14 protein-coding genes and 1 pseudogene are annotated in these 19,609 nt (G+C 61.2%); 12 read left to right on the plus strand and 3 right to left on the minus strand.

Going from position 1 to position 19,609, the window contains the following annotated elements:
* A partial coding sequence (locus HD841_RS17505) for a glycoside hydrolase family 3 protein (protein ID WP_179510191.1) occupies positions 1-1,785 on the plus strand: 1,785 nt, incomplete at its 5' end.
* A gap of 421 nt (positions 1,786-2,206) precedes the next feature.
* A complete protein-coding gene (locus tag HD841_RS17510; RefSeq protein WP_218845629.1) occupies positions 2,207-3,427 on the plus strand; it encodes a glycoside hydrolase family 27 protein in 1,221 nt (406 codons plus the stop codon).
* A gap of 215 nt (positions 3,428-3,642) precedes the next feature.
* On the opposite strand, the gene HD841_RS17515 is transcribed toward HD841_RS17510, so the two are convergent.
* Positions 3,643-4,443, minus strand: coding sequence for a GDSL-type esterase/lipase family protein (locus tag HD841_RS17515; RefSeq protein ID WP_179510192.1), 801 nt, complete (start codon positions 4,441-4,443; stop codon positions 3,643-3,645).
* Between the two features lie 186 nt (positions 4,444-4,629).
* Here HD841_RS17515 and HD841_RS17520 point away from each other — a divergent pair, with 186 nt between their 5' ends.
* The 9 genes and pseudogenes from HD841_RS17520 (at position 4,630) to HD841_RS17560 (ending at position 17,048) form a co-directional block, all read left to right on the plus strand.
* On the plus strand, positions 4,630-7,542 hold the full coding sequence (locus HD841_RS17520) for a TonB-dependent receptor (RefSeq protein WP_179510193.1): 2,913 nt from the start codon (positions 4,630-4,632) through the stop codon (positions 7,540-7,542).
* 244 nt (positions 7,543-7,786) lie between these two features.
* The gene (locus HD841_RS17525; RefSeq protein ID WP_373563061.1) at positions 7,787-8,647 is read left to right on the plus strand and encodes an IclR family transcriptional regulator; all 861 of its coding nucleotides are present in this window, start codon (positions 7,787-7,789) and stop codon (positions 8,645-8,647) included.
* A 77-nt stretch (positions 8,648-8,724) separates the two neighbouring features.
* Positions 8,725-8,928, plus strand: coding sequence for a LacI family DNA-binding transcriptional regulator (locus HD841_RS17530; RefSeq protein WP_257015733.1), 204 nt, complete (start codon positions 8,725-8,727; stop codon positions 8,926-8,928).
* A 23-nt stretch (positions 8,929-8,951) separates the two neighbouring features.
* A pseudogene (locus HD841_RS17535) lies at positions 8,952-9,668 on the plus strand (IS6 family transposase).
* A gap of 105 nt (positions 9,669-9,773) precedes the next feature.
* Entirely contained in the window at positions 9,774-10,661 is an 888-nt protein-coding gene (locus tag HD841_RS17540) for a trypsin-like serine peptidase (protein ID WP_179510195.1), read from the plus strand.
* Positions 10,662-11,391: 730 nt separating this feature from the next.
* Positions 11,392-14,676, plus strand: a complete 3,285-nt coding sequence (locus tag HD841_RS17545; RefSeq protein WP_179510196.1) for a TonB-dependent receptor — start codon at positions 11,392-11,394, stop codon at positions 14,674-14,676.
* Between the two features lie 490 nt (positions 14,677-15,166).
* Positions 15,167-15,469, plus strand: a complete 303-nt coding sequence (locus tag HD841_RS17550) for a hypothetical protein (protein ID WP_179510197.1) — start codon at positions 15,167-15,169, stop codon at positions 15,467-15,469.
* Positions 15,470-15,481: 12 nt separating this feature from the next.
* A complete protein-coding gene (locus tag HD841_RS17555) occupies positions 15,482-16,204 on the plus strand; it encodes an IS6 family transposase (RefSeq protein ID WP_179510198.1) in 723 nt (240 codons plus the stop codon).
* A gap of 127 nt (positions 16,205-16,331) precedes the next feature.
* Positions 16,332-17,048: an IS6 family transposase gene (locus tag HD841_RS17560; RefSeq protein ID WP_179510199.1), complete on the plus strand. Its 717-nt coding sequence runs from the start codon at positions 16,332-16,334 to the stop codon at positions 17,046-17,048.
* A gap of 180 nt (positions 17,049-17,228) precedes the next feature.
* Here HD841_RS17560 and HD841_RS17565 read toward each other — a convergent pair whose 3' ends face one another.
* Positions 17,229-17,735 (minus strand): TIGR02594 family protein, encoded by a 507-nt coding sequence (locus HD841_RS17565; protein WP_179510200.1) that lies wholly within the window; start codon positions 17,733-17,735, stop codon positions 17,229-17,231.
* 152 nt (positions 17,736-17,887) lie between these two features.
* On the opposite strand from HD841_RS17565, the gene HD841_RS17570 reads away from it, so the two are divergent.
* Positions 17,888-18,280, plus strand: a complete 393-nt coding sequence (locus tag HD841_RS17570; RefSeq protein WP_179510201.1) for a hypothetical protein — start codon at positions 17,888-17,890, stop codon at positions 18,278-18,280.
* Positions 18,281-18,456: 176 nt separating this feature from the next.
* Here the strand turns inward: HD841_RS17570 and HD841_RS17575 are convergent, their stop codons facing one another.
* Positions 18,457-19,500: a rod shape-determining protein gene (locus tag HD841_RS17575; RefSeq protein ID WP_179510333.1), complete on the minus strand. Its 1,044-nt coding sequence runs from the start codon at positions 19,498-19,500 to the stop codon at positions 18,457-18,459.
* Positions 19,501-19,609: the final 109 nt, after the last annotated feature.

The raw sequence follows: 19,609 nt of genomic DNA on the forward strand, positions 1-19,609 counted from the left end.
ATCCAGGGCACGATCGGTCAGGACTTCATGAAGCCCGGCCATGTCATCGCCTCCGTCAAGCATTTCCTCGGCGACGGCGGCACCGGCGGCCACGATCAGGGCGACACGCGTGTCTCGGAGAGCGTGCTGCGGGACGTCCATGCCGCGGGCTATATGACCGCGCTGCCCGTCGGTGCGCTGACCGTGATGCCGAGCTTCTCGAGCTGGAACGGCGAGAAGATGACCGGCAACAAGAGCCTGCTCACCGGCGTGCTCAAGGACCGCTGGGGCTTCCAGGGCTTCACCATCGGCGACTGGAACGCGCACGGCCAGGTGACGGGCTGCACCAACGAGGATTGCGCCCCCGCGATCAACGCCGGGCTCGACATGTTCATGTATTCCGGCCCGAAGTGGAAGGAGCTCTACGCCAACACGCTGCGCGAGGCGAAGGCCGGCACGATCCCCGCCGCGCGGCTCGACGATGCGGTGCGCCGCATCCTGCGCGTTAAGGTGATCGCGGGCACGTTCGACAACGGCCGGCCCTCGGCACGGCCGATGTCGGGCAAGTTCGCGTTGCTCGGTGCGCCCGAACATCGCGCCATCGCGCGGCAGGCGGTGCGGGAGTCGCTCGTGCTGCTCAAGAACAACGGCGGCGTGCTGCCGGTGAAGCCGGGCGCCAACATCCTCGTCGCCGGGCGCGGTGCCGACAATATCGGTCAGCAGGCCGGCGGCTGGTCGATCACCTGGCAGGGCACCGACGTCGCCAACAAGGATTTCCCCAACGGCCAGTCGATCTGGTCGGGGATCGATGCGGCGGCGCGTGCCGCCGGCGGCAAGGCGACACTCGCGGTCGACGGCGCCTTCACCGCGAAGCCCGACGTCGCGATCGTCGTGTTCGGCGAGACGCCCTATGCCGAATTCACCGGCGACCGGCCGAGCCTCGAATACAGCCCCGACGACAAGAGCGACCTCGCATTGCTCAAGAAGCTCAAGGCGGCGGGCGTGCCGACCGTGGCGGTCTTCCTTTCGGGCCGGCCGATGTGGGTCAATCCGGAGATGAACGCCGCCGACGCCTTCGTCGCGGCGTTCCTGCCCGGCACCGAGGGCGGCGGCGTCGCCGACGTGCTGATCGCGGGGAAGGGCGGCCGTCCGGTCGCCGACTTCCACGGCAAGCTGAGCTTCAGCTGGCCGAAGCGGATCGACCAGAACGTGCTCAACCGCACCGATCCGGGCTATGACCCGCTGTTCCCGATCGGCTTCGGCCTGACCTATGCCGACAAGGCGACGCTCGCCCGGCTCGACGAAACCAAGCCCAAGGTCGCGGCGGGCGACCAGAATGCGCTGTTCGTGCGCGGCCGCGTCGTCGGCGGCGCACGCATCGGCACGACCGGCGCCGCGGTGCAGACGCGCACCGACCGGCGCGGGCAGGAGGACAGCCTGCGGCTGACCTGGAAGGGCGTGGGCAGCGTCGGAATCGAACAGGCGATGCCGATCGACCTGATGCGCGAAGCGAACGGCGACCTCAGCCTGATCATCGACTATCGCGTGACCGTTAAGCCGGCGGGCGCGGTAACGGTCGGGGTGGCGGATACCGCCAAGACTGCGACGGTGCCATTGACCAACGCGCTTACCGTCGGCGATTGGGCGACCGTGGCGGTGCCGTTGCGCTGCTTCGCCAGCCAGGGGATCGTGATGAACAAGGTGACCAAGCCGTTCGAACTGACGAGCAGCGGTGCGCTCGGCGTCGATGTGTCGAGCATCCGCATCGGCAGCTCCACCACCTCGATCGCCTGCGGTGCTAAGTGAGCGTGCCCCGATGGGCTTAGATCATTTTCTTAATTAATCACTGTCCTGCAATCAAAAATCTATCTTGCACTTCAAGCAGGTAATTGAGGGCGAGGATGACTTATACGGTGCAAAATTAAGATAATTCAGTCCTTAAGAAATTGGGCGAAGTTGCAAGATTTCGGACAGTCTATAATCCCAACTTTTTATGGAATATCGTGTCGCTAGTCGGGTCGCGCTTGTCATTGGGCGGCCTGAGTCATGGTATAACCCAGTCCGCTCTTGGGTTCGGTCGCATGTGACAGCCTGCGCTGCCCGATAGCTGGCCTGAAAGGCTCTTTGCGAGCGAAGCGGTTCTGGCCGCCGAATGAGAACTATGTTGCTCGCCATTGTATCGCATGAACGACTTTCAACACCTAGGGAAAAGACCTCGATGAGACGAATGACGCAACTCCTGTCTGCAGCCGTGCTGTTCCTTCATGCTGTCACACCGGCGCTCGCGCAGGAGGTGCTCGACACGGATCCGAACACGCTCGCGCCTTCCAAGGATCCGAAGCGGGTGGCCAATGGGCTCGCCACCACCCCGCCAATGGGATGGAACAGCTGGAACAAGTTCGCCTGCAACGTTAACGAAAACGTGATCAGGGACACCGCGGACGCGATCGCTGCGAATGGCATGAAGGCGGCTGGGTACCAGTACGTTGTTATCGACGACTGCTGGCACGGCACCCGCAACGCCGACGGATTCATAACCGAGGATCGGCAGCGTTTCCCAAGCGGCCTTAAAGCGCTTGCGGACTACATCCACGGCAAGGGGCTAAAGTTCGGCATCTACTCGGACGCCGGCACGAAGACCTGCGGCGGTCGACCGGGTAGTCAGGGCCACGAGTACCAGGATGCTGTGCAGTATGCTCGTTGGGGCGTCGACTATCTCAAATACGACTGGTGCTCGAGCGGGGTACGAAACGCCGAGGAGGCTTATGCGACGATGGCGGACGCGCTCAAGGCAACCGGGCGCCCGATCGTCTTCTCACTGTGCGAGTGGGGCAACTCCAAGCCGTGGCTCTGGGGCGCGAAGATCGGCAACCTGTGGAGGACCACCGGCGACATCACAGACAAGTGGCAGGGCAAGCACAACTATAGCTGGGGCGTGGCGTCCATCGTCGACATGAACGAGCCGCTATGGCCCTTCGCGGGACCCGGTCACTGGAACGACCCGGATATGCTCGAGGTTGGCAATGGCGGACTCAGCGATGTCGAGTATCGCTCACATTTCTCACTCTGGGCGATTATGGCCGCTCCCTTGATCGCGGGCAACGACGTTGCGAACATGTCGCCCGCAACTCGCGACATTCTGCTCAACCGAGACGTCATCGCCGTGAACCAGGACACGCTCGGCCAACAGGGGCACAGGGTGATCCGCGATGGCGACAAAGAGGTTTGGGTCAAGCAAATGGTTGACGGTGGGCGGACCCTCCTCCTGTGGAACCGTGGGGAATCACCGGTGCGCATGACGGCAAGCTGGACCGATCTTGGCCTTCCCGCTTCGCTTCGACTGCGCGGTCGAGACGTCTGGACGCACAAGGACCTGGGGCGCCTCGCCGGGCGATACGAAGCGGAAGTCGCTCCGCATGGCGTAGTAATGGTGAGACTAAGCTCATGAGGATGTAGGGCACTGTCAGACCCATTGCACCGCTCATTACCTTCTTGGTCAGAGCGCCACCAAGCGTGCTCAACGTCGCTCTTTGTTCACGTAGATTTCCGCACGTGTTGTCGCCCGCCGCCAGCCCTCACAGGCCCGCAAACGTTGATTTGACTAACTATCTGGTTAGCCTGACATTACCCTTCCCGCCAGTAGACTGCGGCGATCGATAGACGTCATCGTGTCTTCCTTAGTGCCTTTGCAATGGCGGCAGCGGCAATCGGCGCCATGCGCGCATAGCCGTTGTCCAGCGGGTGGACGCCATCGTTCGTGTAGCGTGCATCCATCAGGCCGTGCCGATCCACCAGCGCTTCATGATAGTCGGCAAAGGCATAGCCACGCCGCACGCAAAATGCCTCCAGCCATGCATTGAGCGCGCGCAGCTCGGCTGGGTTGCGCTCCTTGACCACGTCGTGCGCTGCCTCGGTGTAACTGTTAACCGGAAGCACGGCGCCGAAGACGATTGCGATACGATGGCGATCGGCAAGATCTGCCATCGCTTCCCAGTTTGCCTCGATCTGTTCCGGCCGTTCCTGCTGTAGGAAGCCTTGCACGTCGTTGATCCCAGCGAGGATGACCACCACGGTAGGTTGAAGCGCGATGACATCCTGATGGAAGCGTAACAGCATCTGCGACGTTACCTGGCTGCCGATACCGCGGTTGACGTAAGCCTTACCTGGAAAGCTTGATGCCAGGTTCCACCGATCTGTGATCGAGTCACCGATAAACACGACACGCTGCTCACTGGCATGCGGCGGTGGAAGGGCGGCGTTGGCATCACGGTAGATGTAGCGCTCGCCAAAGTCCTGCATCAGCACCGGCACCAACTTGGCGCGAAACGGACCAAGCCACGGTCCCCAATCCCGTTCCACCGTGGAACGCCGCTCTGGCGAGCTTTGATACGTTTTTTCTGCAGCTGATGCGGGCAGCGCTGCAAGCAGAAGCAGGCCAATCGAGGCGGCTGCAGCGTCCCTCATGCTCGTGACATTCATCGACATACCAGCACGCGCTCCCTCCTCATGTTCGCCGACTCTGCAGCCATTTCAGCCCGCCGCTGGCATATGCACCGGTAAAAGCATTTTTCATATTTCATATTGTCGTACATAAGTCTATGAGATCTCACAGCATCCCGTTCAGGGGTCGACGATCAGGAGAGGAATGTGATGAAGAAATTGGCCGCTGCACGCAGAGTGCGCACCCTTCAGCTAGCTACCGGAGTGTCAGCTGCTGCTGTGCTGATCGGCATGGCCACGCCAGTGTTTGCCCAGACCGCTCCTGCACCGCTCCCTACGCCCGCCACTCAACCGGCAGACGCTGCGAGCCAGAGTGCCACCGTTCCGCCCAGCGGTGATCAGGGCGTCGCTGACCAACAGGCTGGTAGCGGCGTGCCGGACGGCGACATCGTCGTGACCGGCGTCCGCGCAAGCCTGTCGAGTGCCCAGAGCATCAAGCGTAACGCCGACCAGATCGTAGACTCAATTGTTGCCGAAGACATCGGCAAGCTGCCTGACCGCAACGTGGCCGAAGCGTTGCAGCGCATCACGGGTGTGCAGATCCAGCGCAGCTACGGCGAGGGCAGCTCCGTGGCCATCCGCGGCCTCAGCCAAGTCCGCACTGAGATTAACGGCCGGGACATTTTCACCGCAAGCGGCGGCCGATCGCTCAGCCTTGAGGATGTTCCTTCCGAGCTTCTTGCAGGTGTCGACGTCTACAAGAACCCCTCGGCGGAATTGATTGAAGGTGGCATCGGCGGCCTCATCAACCTTCGCACCCGCAAGCCGTTCGATTTCGACGGCTTCAAGCTCTCCGCGTCGGGCGGCGTGAATTATTACGATCTGTACGCCGCCAGCAAACCGCAGGCCAACTTGCTGGTCTCTGATCGCTGGAACACCGGCATCGGCGAGATCGGCGTGCTGGTTGATGTTGCGTTTCAGCAGACGGCCTTCCGTCAGGATCAGATCTCAAGCCAGCCGTTCTACTTGCTAAATGAGGCACGTAACGCGGACGGCACCTTCGTGAACCCTGTCGATGCAGCGACAGCAGCGGGCCTGGGCCGAACGGGTAAGCCGACGTATCTGTCGCACGGCGTCGGTATCGGCGAATATCTTGGTGATCGGCGTCGCCTCGGTATCGACGTAGCGCTGCAATGGAAGCCCACCGACACGCTGCAGTTCACGGGCGAATATATTCGTTCGGACTACAAGTTCCGGTATGCCGACTACAGCTACTTCGCTTATACCGGCGACAATCCGATCACTCCGGATTTCACCAAGCCGTTCACCTATGACGAAGATGGTAACTTCCGGAGCGGAACGTTCGTCAACGTTCCGACAAACGCGAATACCAGTTTGGAAACCCGTCATTCCGTGACCAGCGACTATTCGCTGAACGCGAAATGGACGCCATCTGATCGCCTCACGATCAACGGCGACTTCCAGTATATCCGCGGAACGACTGACGGACAGCGATCAATCGTCATCCTCGGCTCGACTGCGGAAAGCTTGTTCTTGGCGACTGGTAATGGCGTCCCGACAATGCTTATTTCGCCCGACGCAAACGCTGCGAACGGCAACGGTTTGACCACCGACCCCGCCAATTACGCGTCGGGTGCGGGCTATCTGGACCATATCGAACACTCGGTGGGCACGGAGTACGCTGGACGGCTCGACGCGAAGTACACCTTCGACGGTTTCCTGAAGTCGATCGCAGTCGGCCTTCGCTATACCGATCGGTCGGCAGTGACCGATAGCAGCACCTATGCCTACTACGGTCTGACCCGACCGCTGGCGTCATCCTTGTACGAACTGCGTCCCTTCCGCAGGGAAGTGTACCGCGGCTACCAGGGTGTGCCGGAAGGCGCGATTTTCTTCGATCGCAACATCGTCCTTGATTATGACGCCACGCGTGCGGCGTTGGCCCCCTACGTTGATCCGTCGCAGACCCAAGCCCTTCTCAACGGTGTTGGCTATCAGCCGAGCGACCGCAATACTCAGAGCGAAAAGACGTACACGGCCTATGGCGTGGCACGGTTTGGCACGAGCGACTTTGCCGTGCCGTTCGACGGCAATATCGGTTTGCGCGTCGTGAAGACGAAGGTCGGGACCTCGGGTTTCGAAAGCCGTGCACCTCAGGTGCAGACCGGCGTGGACACGACGACCGGGCTACCGATCTTCGGCAATGGTCCGGTGTCGTTCGTGCCGATCTCGGTTGACTCAGATTATACTAAGTTTTTGCCTAGCGTTAACCTCACCTTCCACCTCACCGAGAAGCTACAACTTCGCCTCGCTGGGTCGAAAGCGCTCACCCGCCCTGATTTCACCCAGCTCAATCCGAACGTCTCCATCAACGAGTTCGTCGCTACCGGCGGTCAGCGCGTCGCGACGTCAGGCAATGCGAATTTGAAGCCTCTGACGGCAACCCAATTCGATGCCTCACTGGAGTACTACTTCTCACGGACCGGGTCTCTTTACGCTGCTGGGTTCTACAAGAAGGTCGATGGTTTTATCGCCAACATAACGGGGCCGGAAAACTACAGTTTTGGCAACAACACGTACACGTATCAGGTCACGCGGCCGGTCAACGGGGACAACGGTAAGATCAAGGGCTTCGAGGTTGGTGCTAACACCTTCTTCGACTTCTTGCCGGGGTGGCTCTCCGGTTTTGGAACGCAGGCCAACTTCACCTTCGTCGACAGCAAGGCGCCTAGCCCGGGCGCAACTGATACGTCTGGAAATCGCCTGCTAGTCCCACTCGAGCAACTGTCGAAGTACAGCTATAATGTCATTGGCTTCTACGATCGCGGGCCTTTATCGGCACGCGCCGCTTACAACTGGCGTAGCAAGTACGTGGTGACGACGGCGGGGAACGGGAGCGGCAATCTGCCGATCTTCAACGCGGCGCGGGGACAGCTCGATGCCTCGATCACTTACACCGTAGCACCCCATTTCGCGCTGACGGTGGACGGCACGAACCTGACCAACACCGAGAACCGTACGTACTATGGTATCGCCAGCCGCCCTCAGTCCTATGTGCTCAACGATCGACGGATCAGCGTGATCGCACGCCTGACATATTGATCAAACCGCCTCCTTTGGGTCGGGCCTCGGCGCCCGGCCCGATCATTTTCAGACCAACAATGCCAAGCCACGTTGCTGTTCGGGATCGTTGATCACAGCAGGCGTGGCCTGCATCCAAATGCGGTCCTCAAGCCTCAGAGGGGTGGTGGTGTGGGGACTTGGGTTTAAAGCGGATCGGCAAGACGCGCCGCCCATCGGTGAATGATCGCTACAGTCACTCGGAACGATGTGTACAATGAGGTAGGTGAAGGACCACATCGTATCATCCACCGATCTGATCCCCGACAAATACCGTGACATTGGAAACGTCTTGGATAAGCAATCTCGTTATAAAGCCCCGGCTCTGACAAAGGGTCTTGAAATTCTAGAGTTGCTCGCGCGCTCGAACACGCCGCTTGATGCAAGGGGAATCTCGTCTGCCTTGCAGCGGTCGGTCGGCGAGATTTACCGGATGCTGCACGTGCTCGAGGAGCTTCGCTACATCTCACGCGATGAGAATGGTTTTGGAATGACCAACCGACTCCTTGCCCTTAGCATGGGGCGCCCTCCTGTCCGGGATCTCCTTTCAAATGCACTTCCCGTTATGCACGATGTCGCGCGACGGACTGGGCAGAGCTGCCACTTAGCGATCGAGTCGGGTGCTGAGATGGTCGTGATCGCCGGTATCGAGGCGCCGGGCTTAGCAGGCTTTGCTGTACGCGTCGGATACCGCCGGCCACTTCATCAGTCCGCGTCAGGACGGGTCTTGATGGCCTTCCAATCTGCCGATTGTCGGGAAGCGATGATAAGTGAAATCTCCCGAAGCGGTGAGATCGTCGATGAGGAGGCGCTTACAGCTCAACTTGACGCGATTGTCGCGCAGGGCGTCGGTTTAATACAAAACTCGGTATTCACCGGCATCACCGATCTTTCGGTGCCGATCTGTGTTGCCGGCGTCGCTCGCGCGGCGCTTACGATCCCGTTTGTCGAAGATCCTGGCGCGCGAGTGACGTTGGCTTCAGCGCAAGCCACTCTCCATAAGGCATCGGCCGATATAGCCGTCCAGCTCGCACCCCGCAGCGTCATGATCGATGTCGCCCATCAAGACGATCTCGATCAAGCCTGATGGACCCCACTGGACCAAAGGCGGGTGCAGCGGCCTCGCCCCCGGGAACTCGACGCAATCCGATCATGCAACCGACGATGTCGAATGTCGCTCGTCGAGCCGGCGTCTCGACCATGTCAGTCTCGCGCTTCATCAATGGCAAGGAGCCACTACGGAAAAAGACCAGGGATGCGGTTGATGCCGCTATATCGGCGCTCAAATACGTCCCTAACTCGGCAGCCCGGAGCTTAGCCGGCAAGAGTTCTCATCGGCTCCGTCAAACCAAATGCACCGGCTGGTAATTGAAAGCGGGTAGGGCAGCGGCATGCCCCGCCCCCGCAAGCCTGCCAGCCTGTTTCGCTACTTTAACTCGTCACCTGAGGTGATCCGGTTGGTGGTGCTGATGTACGTGCGCTTTCCCCTGTCGCTGCGGAACGTGGAGGACCTGCTGTTCGAGCGGGGGATCGACATCTGCCACGAGACAGTGCGCCTCTGGTGGAACAGGTTCGGGCCGATGTTCGCCAGCGATATCCGCCAACAGCGTGTCAGCCGGATGCGCGGCTTTCGCCATTGGCGATGGCATTTGGATGAGATGTACGTGAAGCTGAACGGCGAGATGGTCTACCTGTGGAGAGCGGTCGATCATTAAGGCGAGGTGCTGGAAAGCTACGTCACCAAGTCCCGTGACAAGGCGGCGGCCCTGACCTTCATGAGGAAGGCGCTGAAGCGTCATGGTTCGCCCTCAAAGATCACTACCGACGGTCTGCGCAGCTACGGCGCTGCAATGAATGAGCTGGGTTGCCGTGATCGGCAGGAGGTCGGTCGCTGGGCCAACAACCGGGTCGAGAACAGCCACCTGGCGTTCCGACGACGAGAGCGGGCGATGCTGAGGTTCCGGCAGATGAAGATGCTGCAAAAGTTCGCCTCTGTGCACGCCAACATCCACAACCACTTCAGCCTGGAACGACACCTCATCGACCGACAGACCTATCGAGAGCGACGCTCCGCCGCACTGGCGGAGTGGCAGACGCTTGTCAGCTGAGGCTTGACCTCAAAAGACCATCCTTAACCTGCCGAGACGCGTTCGCATTAAACTGACAGCTCCCTGCACGTCGTTGATCGACGCGCGCGGCGCTCGGCGGAACGGGTGACCGGCAGCGTCCACCGATCTCCATTTTGGGGAGGCGCCCTCGCACTCGCCGCCTCGACCCTCAGCACCGCAGCCGTCGCCAATATCTTCGCCGCTGATGGCCGAGACCCACGCCACTTCGTCGCGCCCGGAACGGCGGAGGCACGCCTGTTCCTGCCTGTCGGCAGCGTCACCGGCGACTTCACCTTGCGCAACTTACGCGCGCCCGGTGGCGTCAATTCAGGAGAGGGCACCGCCTTCATGGTCTCGCCCTGTTACGCGCTGACTGCCTATCACGTGCTGTTCGGCAGCGGCGCGCTGTCGTTAAACCCGATGGGGATTTACCCGGTGACGCTGCGCTTTGGCGGCGATGCCAGCAGCCGGCCCGCGCTGTTGGTTAAAGGACGCGTACGTTTCTGGGGATCGACCGACCGCGCCGGGCCCGATGTCGCACTGATCCTGCTCGACGGCTGTCCGGGCAAGCAGATCGGCTGGCTTGACCTTGCCGCGCCAGATCCCGCGATCGAAGTCACTCGCGTCGCCATGCCCGGCTACGCGCACGATCGCAGCATGCGCCGCCTAAGCCTGCAATCCGATTGCCGCATCCACACCGCGCTACGCGCACGCGGCTGGTTGCTTCATGATTGCGCCTCACGCGAGGGCGCGTCTGGCGCGCCGCTCCTCGCACAGCGTGGCGATCGTTACGTCGTCGTCGGGATCAACGCAGGTGAGTTCGACGCGCAGGCGGAGGTGCAGCCCGGCTTTTCCGTTGCGCGCGCCAACTGGGCAATAGGCACCGCCGTCCTGCGCGCCACCACGCGCCTGTCCGCGATGATCGTGCGCGACCAACGACGCGCCGGCGTCACCAACCCGCTCGATACCCCATCATCCGGTTCCGGATCCTGACTCTACGAACGCGCTCAAGCGATGACTCGCTCCGCCGGTGCTTTGGCGTCGGAACGCCGACACTATCGCTCCAGTACCGTTGCCCTGCCTCATCTGAACGGATAGCAGATTGCAGGGTACCCGCCAGTCTGCTGCGACGTCGAGGCTTGCGTCAAATGCTACTCTTAAGCCATCGCCGCAACTTTTTCCCCACTTCGTTGGAAAACGATGATGCCGCAAGGGAGCGGGAAAGTGTGGCGGCACTTATTTTTAAAGTAGTTGATAACGAACGTAATGACGTTTGAGACGCTACCAAACGGCATTGCACATCATGTGCAAGCTTCGAATCATACGTGCGCCGGGGTCGTCCAAGCGTCTTTTCTACTAATAGTGAATGGTTGCTCATGACGCCTCAAACAATCAGCAACTGCTGCGCCGTTCGTCTATACCTAAATAGTGAACCGCTTTGAACGGGTCAGCGAGATTCCCAGCCAGAGAAGCCATGTGCTACGATCTGGTGCTTTAACAGCGTACGGGCAATTTGTTTCAGTTTATGGTCACTCGTGCATGTCCCGAGGGGACTGCCACCTCAGCTAGCCGGTGTTACTTTTTTGCAACGCTCTTACGATCTTCGGAGCAGATATGGTAAATACGTCTGCCGTGTAACAGAGGCGACTTATTCCAATCGCAGAGGGCACCTTAAAGACGGTAAGCGCGCACAGGCTTGCTGCTTAAAGGGGTCAATCGAGAAATGCGTACGAACCTGTTTCTGGGCGCGGCTGCGGTCGCGCTGATCATGCCGGCCGCGGTATCGGCACAGGAAACAACCGCTCAAATTCGTGGTACGATCACCAATGCTGGCGCTCCCGTAGTGGGCGCGACCGTTGTTGCGACTGACGTAGAGTCCGGTACGCGCTCGCAAAGCAGCTCCGGCACCGACGGCGGGTTCACCATCCCAGGTCTGCGGGCAGGCGGACCTTATACCGTTGAGGTCACCAGTCCCGAGGGCAACAAGACCATCACCGACATCTTCACGGTCGTTCAGCAGGCATATACCCTGCCGATCGAACTGGCGGCCACGGGTGATGCTGGCACCGGCGAAGACATTGTTATCACCGCATCTCGAATCCGCGGTGCTGGTGTCCAGTCCGATGGCCCGCAGACCGTACTTACCCAAGCTGACATCAGCAAGGTGGCGTCGGTAAACCGCGACATCCGCGATATCGAACGCCGCGATCCCTTTGCTTCACTCGATCTTTCTAACTCGGGTGAACGCGGCGGTGCCGTATCTTTCGCAGGCGTCAATCCACGGTTCAATCGTTTCACGATCAACGGCGTGACCGTCGGCGACCAGTTCGGTCTGAATCAGGACGCAAGTCCAACCGGGCGCGGGCCGGTGCCGTTCGACGCAATCGGCCAGGTGTCGGTCTCCGTTGCTCCCTATGATTTCAGGCAGGGCGGGTTCCAGGGCGGTGCTATCGACACTGTCCTACTCTCAGGTACCAACGAATTTCACGGCACCGGCTTCTACTCGCAGAATCGCGACGAACTCTCGGGTGACAAAATCGGTTCGACGCGAACGATTTTGCCAAACTTCAAGTCTGAGACCTATGGCGCGACGCTGCGCGGCCCAATCATCAAGGACAAGCTGTTCTTCATGGTGTCGGCTGAGCGCAATACCGATCCCCGGCCCTTCGCGACCCAGTTCGGCCAGATTCCAGGCCTGACCCAAGGCCAAGTCGACAGCGTGGTTGCAACGGCCAACAATCGCTACAGCTATCAGCCCGGCGGCATCCTTTCAATCAACCGACGCAAAGACGAGAAGATCGTCGGCCGAATCGACTGGAACATCACCGATGGCCAACGACTGTCGGTCTCCTACATCAACGCCTTCGACACGTTGGACAGTCAGAACAACACCGCCGTCTCCAACGTCAGCCCGTCTTATGGGCTGCAATCTAACGCTTACGCGCTCACCGAGCTTTTGAAGGCTGGCATCGTTCAGCTGAACTCGGATTGGACGGACAATTTTTCGACGGAAGCGCGCGGCATCTACCGGTACACCAAGCGTGGGCAGGAGCCGCTGCTCGGACGCGGCTTTGCTCAGTTCCGTGTTTGTACCGATGCTTTGACCGTCGGTTCGCTGACTGCCTGCAGCACCGGTGCAACGGGCGGTGCTGCTGGCGCTCCTGTGATCGCCTTCGGACCGGATAATAACCGTCAGACCAATTCATTGTTCTTCGACACGTGGGCCGGATCGTTTCTCTCTCGCCTCCGCCTGAACAATCATGAGTTGAAGATGCTCGTTGAGTTCAACGAGAATCGGACATTTAACGACTTTGTACCGAACAGCTCTGGAAATTACTATTTTGATTCCCTTGCTGATTATCAGGCGGGAAGGGCAAGCCAGCTGACGTACGCGCAACCGCGGAATGGTCCTGGCAGTGCAGCGGCGGACTTCCACTATGACCAGTGGACATTTGGCGTGCAGGATGACTGGCAGATCCGTGACAACCTGCAGCTGAGCTACGGCTTTCGCTGGGACTTGTACGGGATGCGAGATGCTCCGGTATACAACAATTTCTTTGCTGACCGATATAGTTTCCCCAACACCAAGACTTATAAGGGCCTTGAGATCTTTCAGCCTCGCGTCAGCTTCAACTGGAAGCCGATCTCGCGCTTGACGATCCGTGGCGGTGGCGGCATCTTCGGTGGCGGATCGCCAGACATATATCTGTCGAACAGCTTCTCGAACACGCTGACTACAAATTCCGTGACCATCACGCGCGCTGCAGCTAGCGCTAACACGTGCACGGGTGGCGTTTCTGCGGCAGTTTGCAACGCTGCGTTAAACAACGTGAATGGTGCCGCCATACCGCAGGTGGTGCAGGATTACGCTGGCGCCGGATCGACGACGGCACAGTTCACCAATACCGGTGCCCTTGCCCGCGACTTTCGCCTGCCATCCTCCTACAAGGCAACCCTGTCGGCCGATTACCAGATCTTCGGAGTTAATTTTGGCGCGGATTATTATTTTTCGGCCGTAAAGGATGGTGTAGTTTTCACTGACATCCGGTCGCAGGTGGTTGGCACATTGCCCGACGGCCGGCCGCGCTACAACTCGATCAGCGCCAACGGGTTTTCGGACAACAATTACGATATCCTCCTCACCAACACGGGGAAGGGCCGCAGCCACATCGGCGTGGTGCGGTTTGACAAGGCATTCGATTGGGGCCTCTCGCTCGGCGGCAGCTATACGCTGCAGGATGTCCGGGATGTGTCTGCGGCGACGTCATCAACGATCAACTCCAACTATACCAACCAGGCCATGGCGGATCCTAATCTACCTGCGCTTGGCACGTCGAACGACCAAACCACATGGCAGTTCAAGTACAATGTCGGCTTTGACCACGCCTTCTTCGGTGATTATCGCACAGTTGTGCAGCTGTTCGGTGAGACCCGTGCAGGCCGCCCCTACAGCCTGACGATGCAGCAGAGCGTCAACGGGCGCTCGCCTGTCTTCGGCACGCTGCTAAATAGCGACCGATATCTCGTCTACGTCCCCACGGGCATTGATGACCCGCGCGTCAGCTATGACAATCCTGCCACCCGTGACGCGTTCAACGCTTTCATCGACGGCACCAAGCTGAGCGACTACCGTGGGAAGATTGCTGCAAAAAACATCGTCCGTAACCGAGCATTTACTCGCATCGACCTTCATCTTGAACAAGAATTGCCCACCGGGCTTGGTGGTTCACGCATTTCGATCTTCGCCGACATCAACAACCTGCCGAACTTGCTCAACAGCAAGTGGGGCGGCTTGCGCCAGCTAGGCTTCCCGTACACCGCCGCTGTAGTACAGGTGCAGTGCTTAACGGCGCCAGCACCGACTGGAGCTACCGGGACCCCGGCTACGACGTCGACTCAGGCTTGTGCACAATATCGTTACTCGGGCTTCCGCTCGCCGAACGATGCCGTTCCGAACCTTACCGCATCGCTGTACGCTATTCGTGTTGGAGCGCGCTTTACCTTCTAAGACGCCAAAAGCCGGTTCATCTTGAGTGTGCCGGCTCGGCAGAATCTTTTTGATACTGTCAGACCGAAAGCCGCAGCTGGTATTGGGAGCGTGTTGGGGCGGGGCTATATCCCGCCCCGCAGGCTTGTCAGCCTTTCTCTGTACTACACGTCGGCACTTGAAGTTATCGGACTGGTGCTATGTACGTCCGCTTTCTGCCGTTGCCGCGAAACGTCAAAGATCTGCTAATTGAGCGCGATCCTGATTTCTGCCATGAGGCGGTGCGTCTGCATGCCGAAGGCCGGTGCCAACCGCGATGAACGACCGGCTGCTTTTGGATCGCCACAAAGCGCTATTAAATGGCGGCTTCTGGGTCAGCCTAATTCGTACGGGACGGGCCGGCAGTCAGAGGCATGACTTAAATCCGCAAAAGCGCCGTCACCGCTGTGCAACGTCGGGGACCTAGGGCGTCGCTCAAAGCCACGAAGGCCTGAACGTCCCTGGGGGAACCATGAAATTACTGAGTGTCAGCGTAGCCAGCGCGCTGCAGCTGCTCGCCTGTTCGTCTGCCTGTGCCCAGACGCTTGCTCCTCAGCCGGTGGTAGTTCCGACGGCAGATGAGATGACTGCTGCTGCACCGGACGACACAATCGTTGTGACCGGCACCCGTGATCGCAGCCGGACGCAGTTCGACACCCTTGCACCAGTGGACGTGCTCTCCAGGCAGGCGATCGGATCCACGATCTCCAACGACCTGGCGGACACGCTGGCGCGGCTCTGTCAGACCAACGTGGCAGGCAGAGCAGAGAGCTGATATCGGCTTCGAATGAGCCGCAAATCGAGGGCACTGCCGCCTAGCCCGTTCCGGCGTTTCAACTCTTCGCCTGAGGTGATCCGGCTGGTCGTCATGATGTACGTGCGATTTCCGCTGTCGCTGCGGAATGTCGAGGATCTGCTGTTCGAGCGCGGCATCGACGTCTGCCATGAGACGGTGCGGATGTGGTGGAACAGGTTCGGGCCGATGTTCTCAGGCGAGGTGCGCCGCCGGCGGGTGAGCCGCATGCGCGGCTTTCGCCACTGGCGCTGGCACATCGACGAGATGTACGTGAAGCTGAACGGTGAGATGGTCTACCTGTGGCGTGCCGTTGATCACGAGGGGGAGGTACTGGAGAGCTACGTCACTAGGACGCGTGACAAGGCCGCCGCTCTTACGTTCATGAAGAAGACGCTGAAGCGCCACGGCCCGCCGGAGACGATCACCACCGATGGTCTGCGCAGCTATCGCGCTGCGATGAATGAGCTCGGCAACGCCAAGCGTCAGGAGGTTGGCCGCTGGGCCAATAACCGGGTTGAGAACAGCCACCTGCCGTTCCGACGACGAGAGCGGGCGATGCTGCGGTTCCGGCAGATGAAGACGCTGCAGAAGTTCGCCTCGGTCCACGCCAACGTCCACAACCACTTCAGCCTGGAACGCCACCTCGTCGACCGACAGACCTACAAGGAGCGACGCTCAGCTGCACTGGCTGAGTGGCAGATCCTTGTGAGCTAGGCGGCTACGCTCGAAGGCCAAGGTGCATCGTATGGAGACCGGTTCGCATAAGACTGACAGCACCCGCTGAAGGGCTCCGTCAAACCAAATGCACCTGCCGGTAATGAGCTCCGGGTAGGGTGCTCCGATGCCCCGCCCCCGTAAACCAGCGTCGCCGTTTCGCTATTTCAACTCGTCGCCCGAGGTGATCCGGCTGGTGGTGCTTATGTACGTGCGGTTTCCGCTGTCGTTGCGGAACGTGGAAGACCTTCTGTTCGAGCGTGGGATCGACATCTGCCATGAAATGGTGCGGCTGTGGTGGAACAGGTTCGGGCCGTTATTCGCCGGTGACATACGCCGTCAGCGGATCAATCGCATGCGGGGCTTTCGCCACTGGCGCTGGCATCTGGACGAGATGTACGTGAAGCTGAACGGTGAGATGGTCTACCTGTGGCGGGCGGTGGATCATGAGGGCGAGGTGCTCGAAAGCTACGTTACCAGGAGCCGCGACAAGGCGGCAGCGCTCCGCTTCATGAAGAAGGCGCTAAAGCGTCACGGTTCACCAGATGCGATCACCACCGATGGTCTGCGCAGCTACGGTGCTGCCATGGACGAGCTTGGCTGTCGCGAGCGTCAGGAGATCGGCCGCTGGGCGAACAACCGGGTGGAAAACAGCCATTTGCCATTCCGACGACGAGAGCGGGCGATGCTGCGATTCAGACAGATGAAGACGCTACAGAAGTTCGCTTCCGTCCACGCCAACGTCCACAACCATTTCAGCCTAGAACGCCACCTCATCGATCGACAGACCTACAAGGAACGACGCTCCGCCGCGATGGCGGAGTGGCAGATCCTGGCAAGCTAGGCCGCCACGGTCAAAGACCGACGTGCATCATGTGGAGAGCGGTTCGCGTTAGACTGACAGCACCGCCACTTGCCGCTCTTGATCGCGCGTGCGTCCCAAGACCGGTCGCCTCCTCAACGATGCGCTGGCGAGCGCTTGCCAATCCTCGCACCGCCGATCGTCGCCAACCGGGACTCAGCCTCACGCCTCGTCGTGCGACAGCGCTGTGGTGGCGGCGGTACGGATCAGCGGCTTGCCGATCACCGGTCGTCCCGGTGGCCAGCGGCGGGCGATGCAGCGGCTCTTGGCGATGCGGGTGATCGTCACGGCATCGCCCTGGTTGCCGCCGAGGACGTGATAGGCCATTGCATCCTCGCCGACGTAGAAGCCGACATGGCCGCCGCCCGGCCGCGCAAACACCATGATGGCGCCGGGTGCCAGCCGGTCGGGGCGGAGCGCCTGGCCCCAGGCCGCCCAGGCCGTCGCCCGCACCACCAGCGGCGCGGCGGCGATGCCATCCTCGGCCAGACAGACGGCGACGAAGACGCCGCACCACGGCACGCTGTCCGCATTGTAGACCATGCCGAGCACCCGGGTGCCGAGCCGCTTCGCCCAGCCGAGGATCGTCGCGCTGTTGGCGGCACCCGCCGCCTCGCGCGTGCCGAGCTTGGCCCTTGCCGCCGCCAGCCATGCCGGATCCTTCGCCACTCGTCCTCCCGCGCTGCCGCCCGTCCTTATCGGCGCAGCGGCGTGCGGTGAAGCCGGGGCAACCCACTGCGCCAAATTAGGACTTCGTTAACCGTAGATCGCGCCGGGCGGCGCGGCGGCGGTGCGCTATCGATCGCGGCAGGAGGCGGATCATGGCGCAGATGTCGGCAGCGACGATATGGGTGATGCTTACCGGCGGGTTCGTCGCGGCGCTCGTCGCCGCGCTGCTGCGGCGCGACGGTCCGGCGGCGCTGGCGATGGCAGGCGGAGGTCTGCTCGCCGGCCATTGCGCGCATCTGCCGGTGCCGGTCCTCGCCTGGGCGTCGATCGCGGCGGCGGTCGGGATCGCGGCGGGGCTGATCGGTGCGATCGTCAACGCCGCGCTCGGTGGTCGCTCTGCCGCAACATTGGGGTTGGCGCTCACCGGCGCGACCCTCGGTGCGATCGCCTCGACCCCCGCGACGGCATCGCACGATCTCGCTCGCGGACCCGCCGCCGGTCTCGTGCTCAGCCATGCGCTGGCAACGGTCACAGCGGGCGAATGACCCCACCGGCCCGTCGGGGCGAACCGATCCAAGCGTGAAACGCGCTTTTATATTTGACGGTAGGCTTTTGAATCGCCATGAAAACCGGGCCGTAAGGCATCCTCCCCAACAGGATCACTTGGGCCGCTTCGGCGGCCTTTTTTTGTGTCCGGTGCCCGCGCGGTGCGGGCGTGGGGTTACTGGCTGTGCAGCACGCCGCTGAACGCCGTATCCTCCAGCGTCCGCCCGGCGCCGAGCGCGACGCACAGCAGCGGCGATTCGGCGACGATCACCGGCAGGCCGGTCGAGCGGCTGAGCACCTCGTCGAGCCGGCGCAGCAGCGCGCCGCCGCCGGTCATCACGATGCCCTGTTCGACGATATCGGCGGCGAGTTCGGGCTCGATCTGTTCGAGCGTCTTCATCACGACCTCGACGATCTGCGCGACCAGGTCGGTGAGCGCATCGGCGATCTCGGTCTGGCTGATGCTGATCTCCTTGGGGATACCGTTCATCAGGTCGCGCCCGCGCACGCGCATGTCCGGCTCCGCATCGTCGTCCGGGCGGCAGGCGGCGCCGATCTGCTGCTTGATCCGCTCGGCGGTCGCCTCGCCGATCATCAGGTTGTGCTTGCGGCGGATGTGCGAGGCGATCGCCTCGTCGAGCTTGTCGCCGCCGACACGCACCGAATTGCTATAGGCGAGCCCGCCGAGCGAGAGCACCGCGACCTCGGTGGTGCCGCCGCCGATATCGACGACCATGAAGCCGATCGGCGCGGTGATCGGCAGCCCGGCCCCGATCGCGGCGGCGAGCGATTCCTCGATCAGCAGCACCTTGGAGGCGCCGGCGCTGGTCGCGGCCTGGCGGATCGCACGCCGCTCGACCTGGGTCGATCCGGCGGGCACGCAGATCACCATCTTGGGGCTGCGCTGCAGCCGGCCGGCGTCGCCATGCACCTTCTTGATGAAATGCTTGATCATCTGTTCGGCGACGTCGATGTCGGCGATGACGCCGTCGCGCAACGGGCGGATCGTCTCGACGCCCTGTGGCGTCTTGCCCATCATCAGCTTGGCGTCGGCACCGACCGCGAGCACCTTGGGGATGCCGTCCTTGGTCTCGATCGCGACGACGGAGGGTTCGTCGAGCACGATCCCGCGGCCGGCGACGAACACCAGCGTGTTCACGGTGCCGAGGTCGATGGCCATGTCATGCGAGGCAAGACCGAAATTGAGGGAGAGTCGCAGCGCAGGCTACCTTGTTGAGGGTGGCATCGGCCGCGGCGCGGCACGAGGGCCTTCGCGCATTGGCGGTTTGCCGGGCAGCGTCAATCGGCCTTGCGCCGATCGGGCTGTT

This window comes from Sphingomonas melonis, assembly GCF_013409985.1.
Taxonomy (GTDB): Bacteria; Pseudomonadota; Alphaproteobacteria; order Sphingomonadales; family Sphingomonadaceae; genus Sphingomonas; species Sphingomonas melonis_A.

Coding starts and splice junctions, on each gene's coding strand:
- HD841_RS17550 (WP_179510197.1), top strand. CDS start 15,167: ATGAAATTACTGAGTGTCAGCGTAGCCAGCGCGCTGCAGCTGCTCGCC.
- HD841_RS17530 (WP_257015733.1), top strand. CDS start 8,725: ATGTCGAATGTCGCTCGTCGAGCCGGCGTCTCGACCATGTCAGTCTCG.
- HD841_RS17560 (WP_179510199.1), top strand. CDS start 16,332: ATGCCCCGCCCCCGTAAACCAGCGTCGCCGTTTCGCTATTTCAACTCG.
- HD841_RS17520 (WP_179510193.1), top strand. CDS start 4,630: ATGAAGAAATTGGCCGCTGCACGCAGAGTGCGCACCCTTCAGCTAGCT.
- HD841_RS17510 (WP_218845629.1), top strand. CDS start 2,207: ATGACGCAACTCCTGTCTGCAGCCGTGCTGTTCCTTCATGCTGTCACA.
- HD841_RS17570 (WP_179510201.1), top strand. CDS start 17,888: ATGGCGCAGATGTCGGCAGCGACGATATGGGTGATGCTTACCGGCGGG.
- HD841_RS17545 (WP_179510196.1), top strand. CDS start 11,392: ATGCGTACGAACCTGTTTCTGGGCGCGGCTGCGGTCGCGCTGATCATG.
- HD841_RS17555 (WP_179510198.1), top strand. CDS start 15,482: ATGAGCCGCAAATCGAGGGCACTGCCGCCTAGCCCGTTCCGGCGTTTC.
- HD841_RS17515 (WP_179510192.1), bottom strand. CDS start 4,443: ATGAGGGACGCTGCAGCCGCCTCGATTGGCCTGCTTCTGCTTGCAGCG.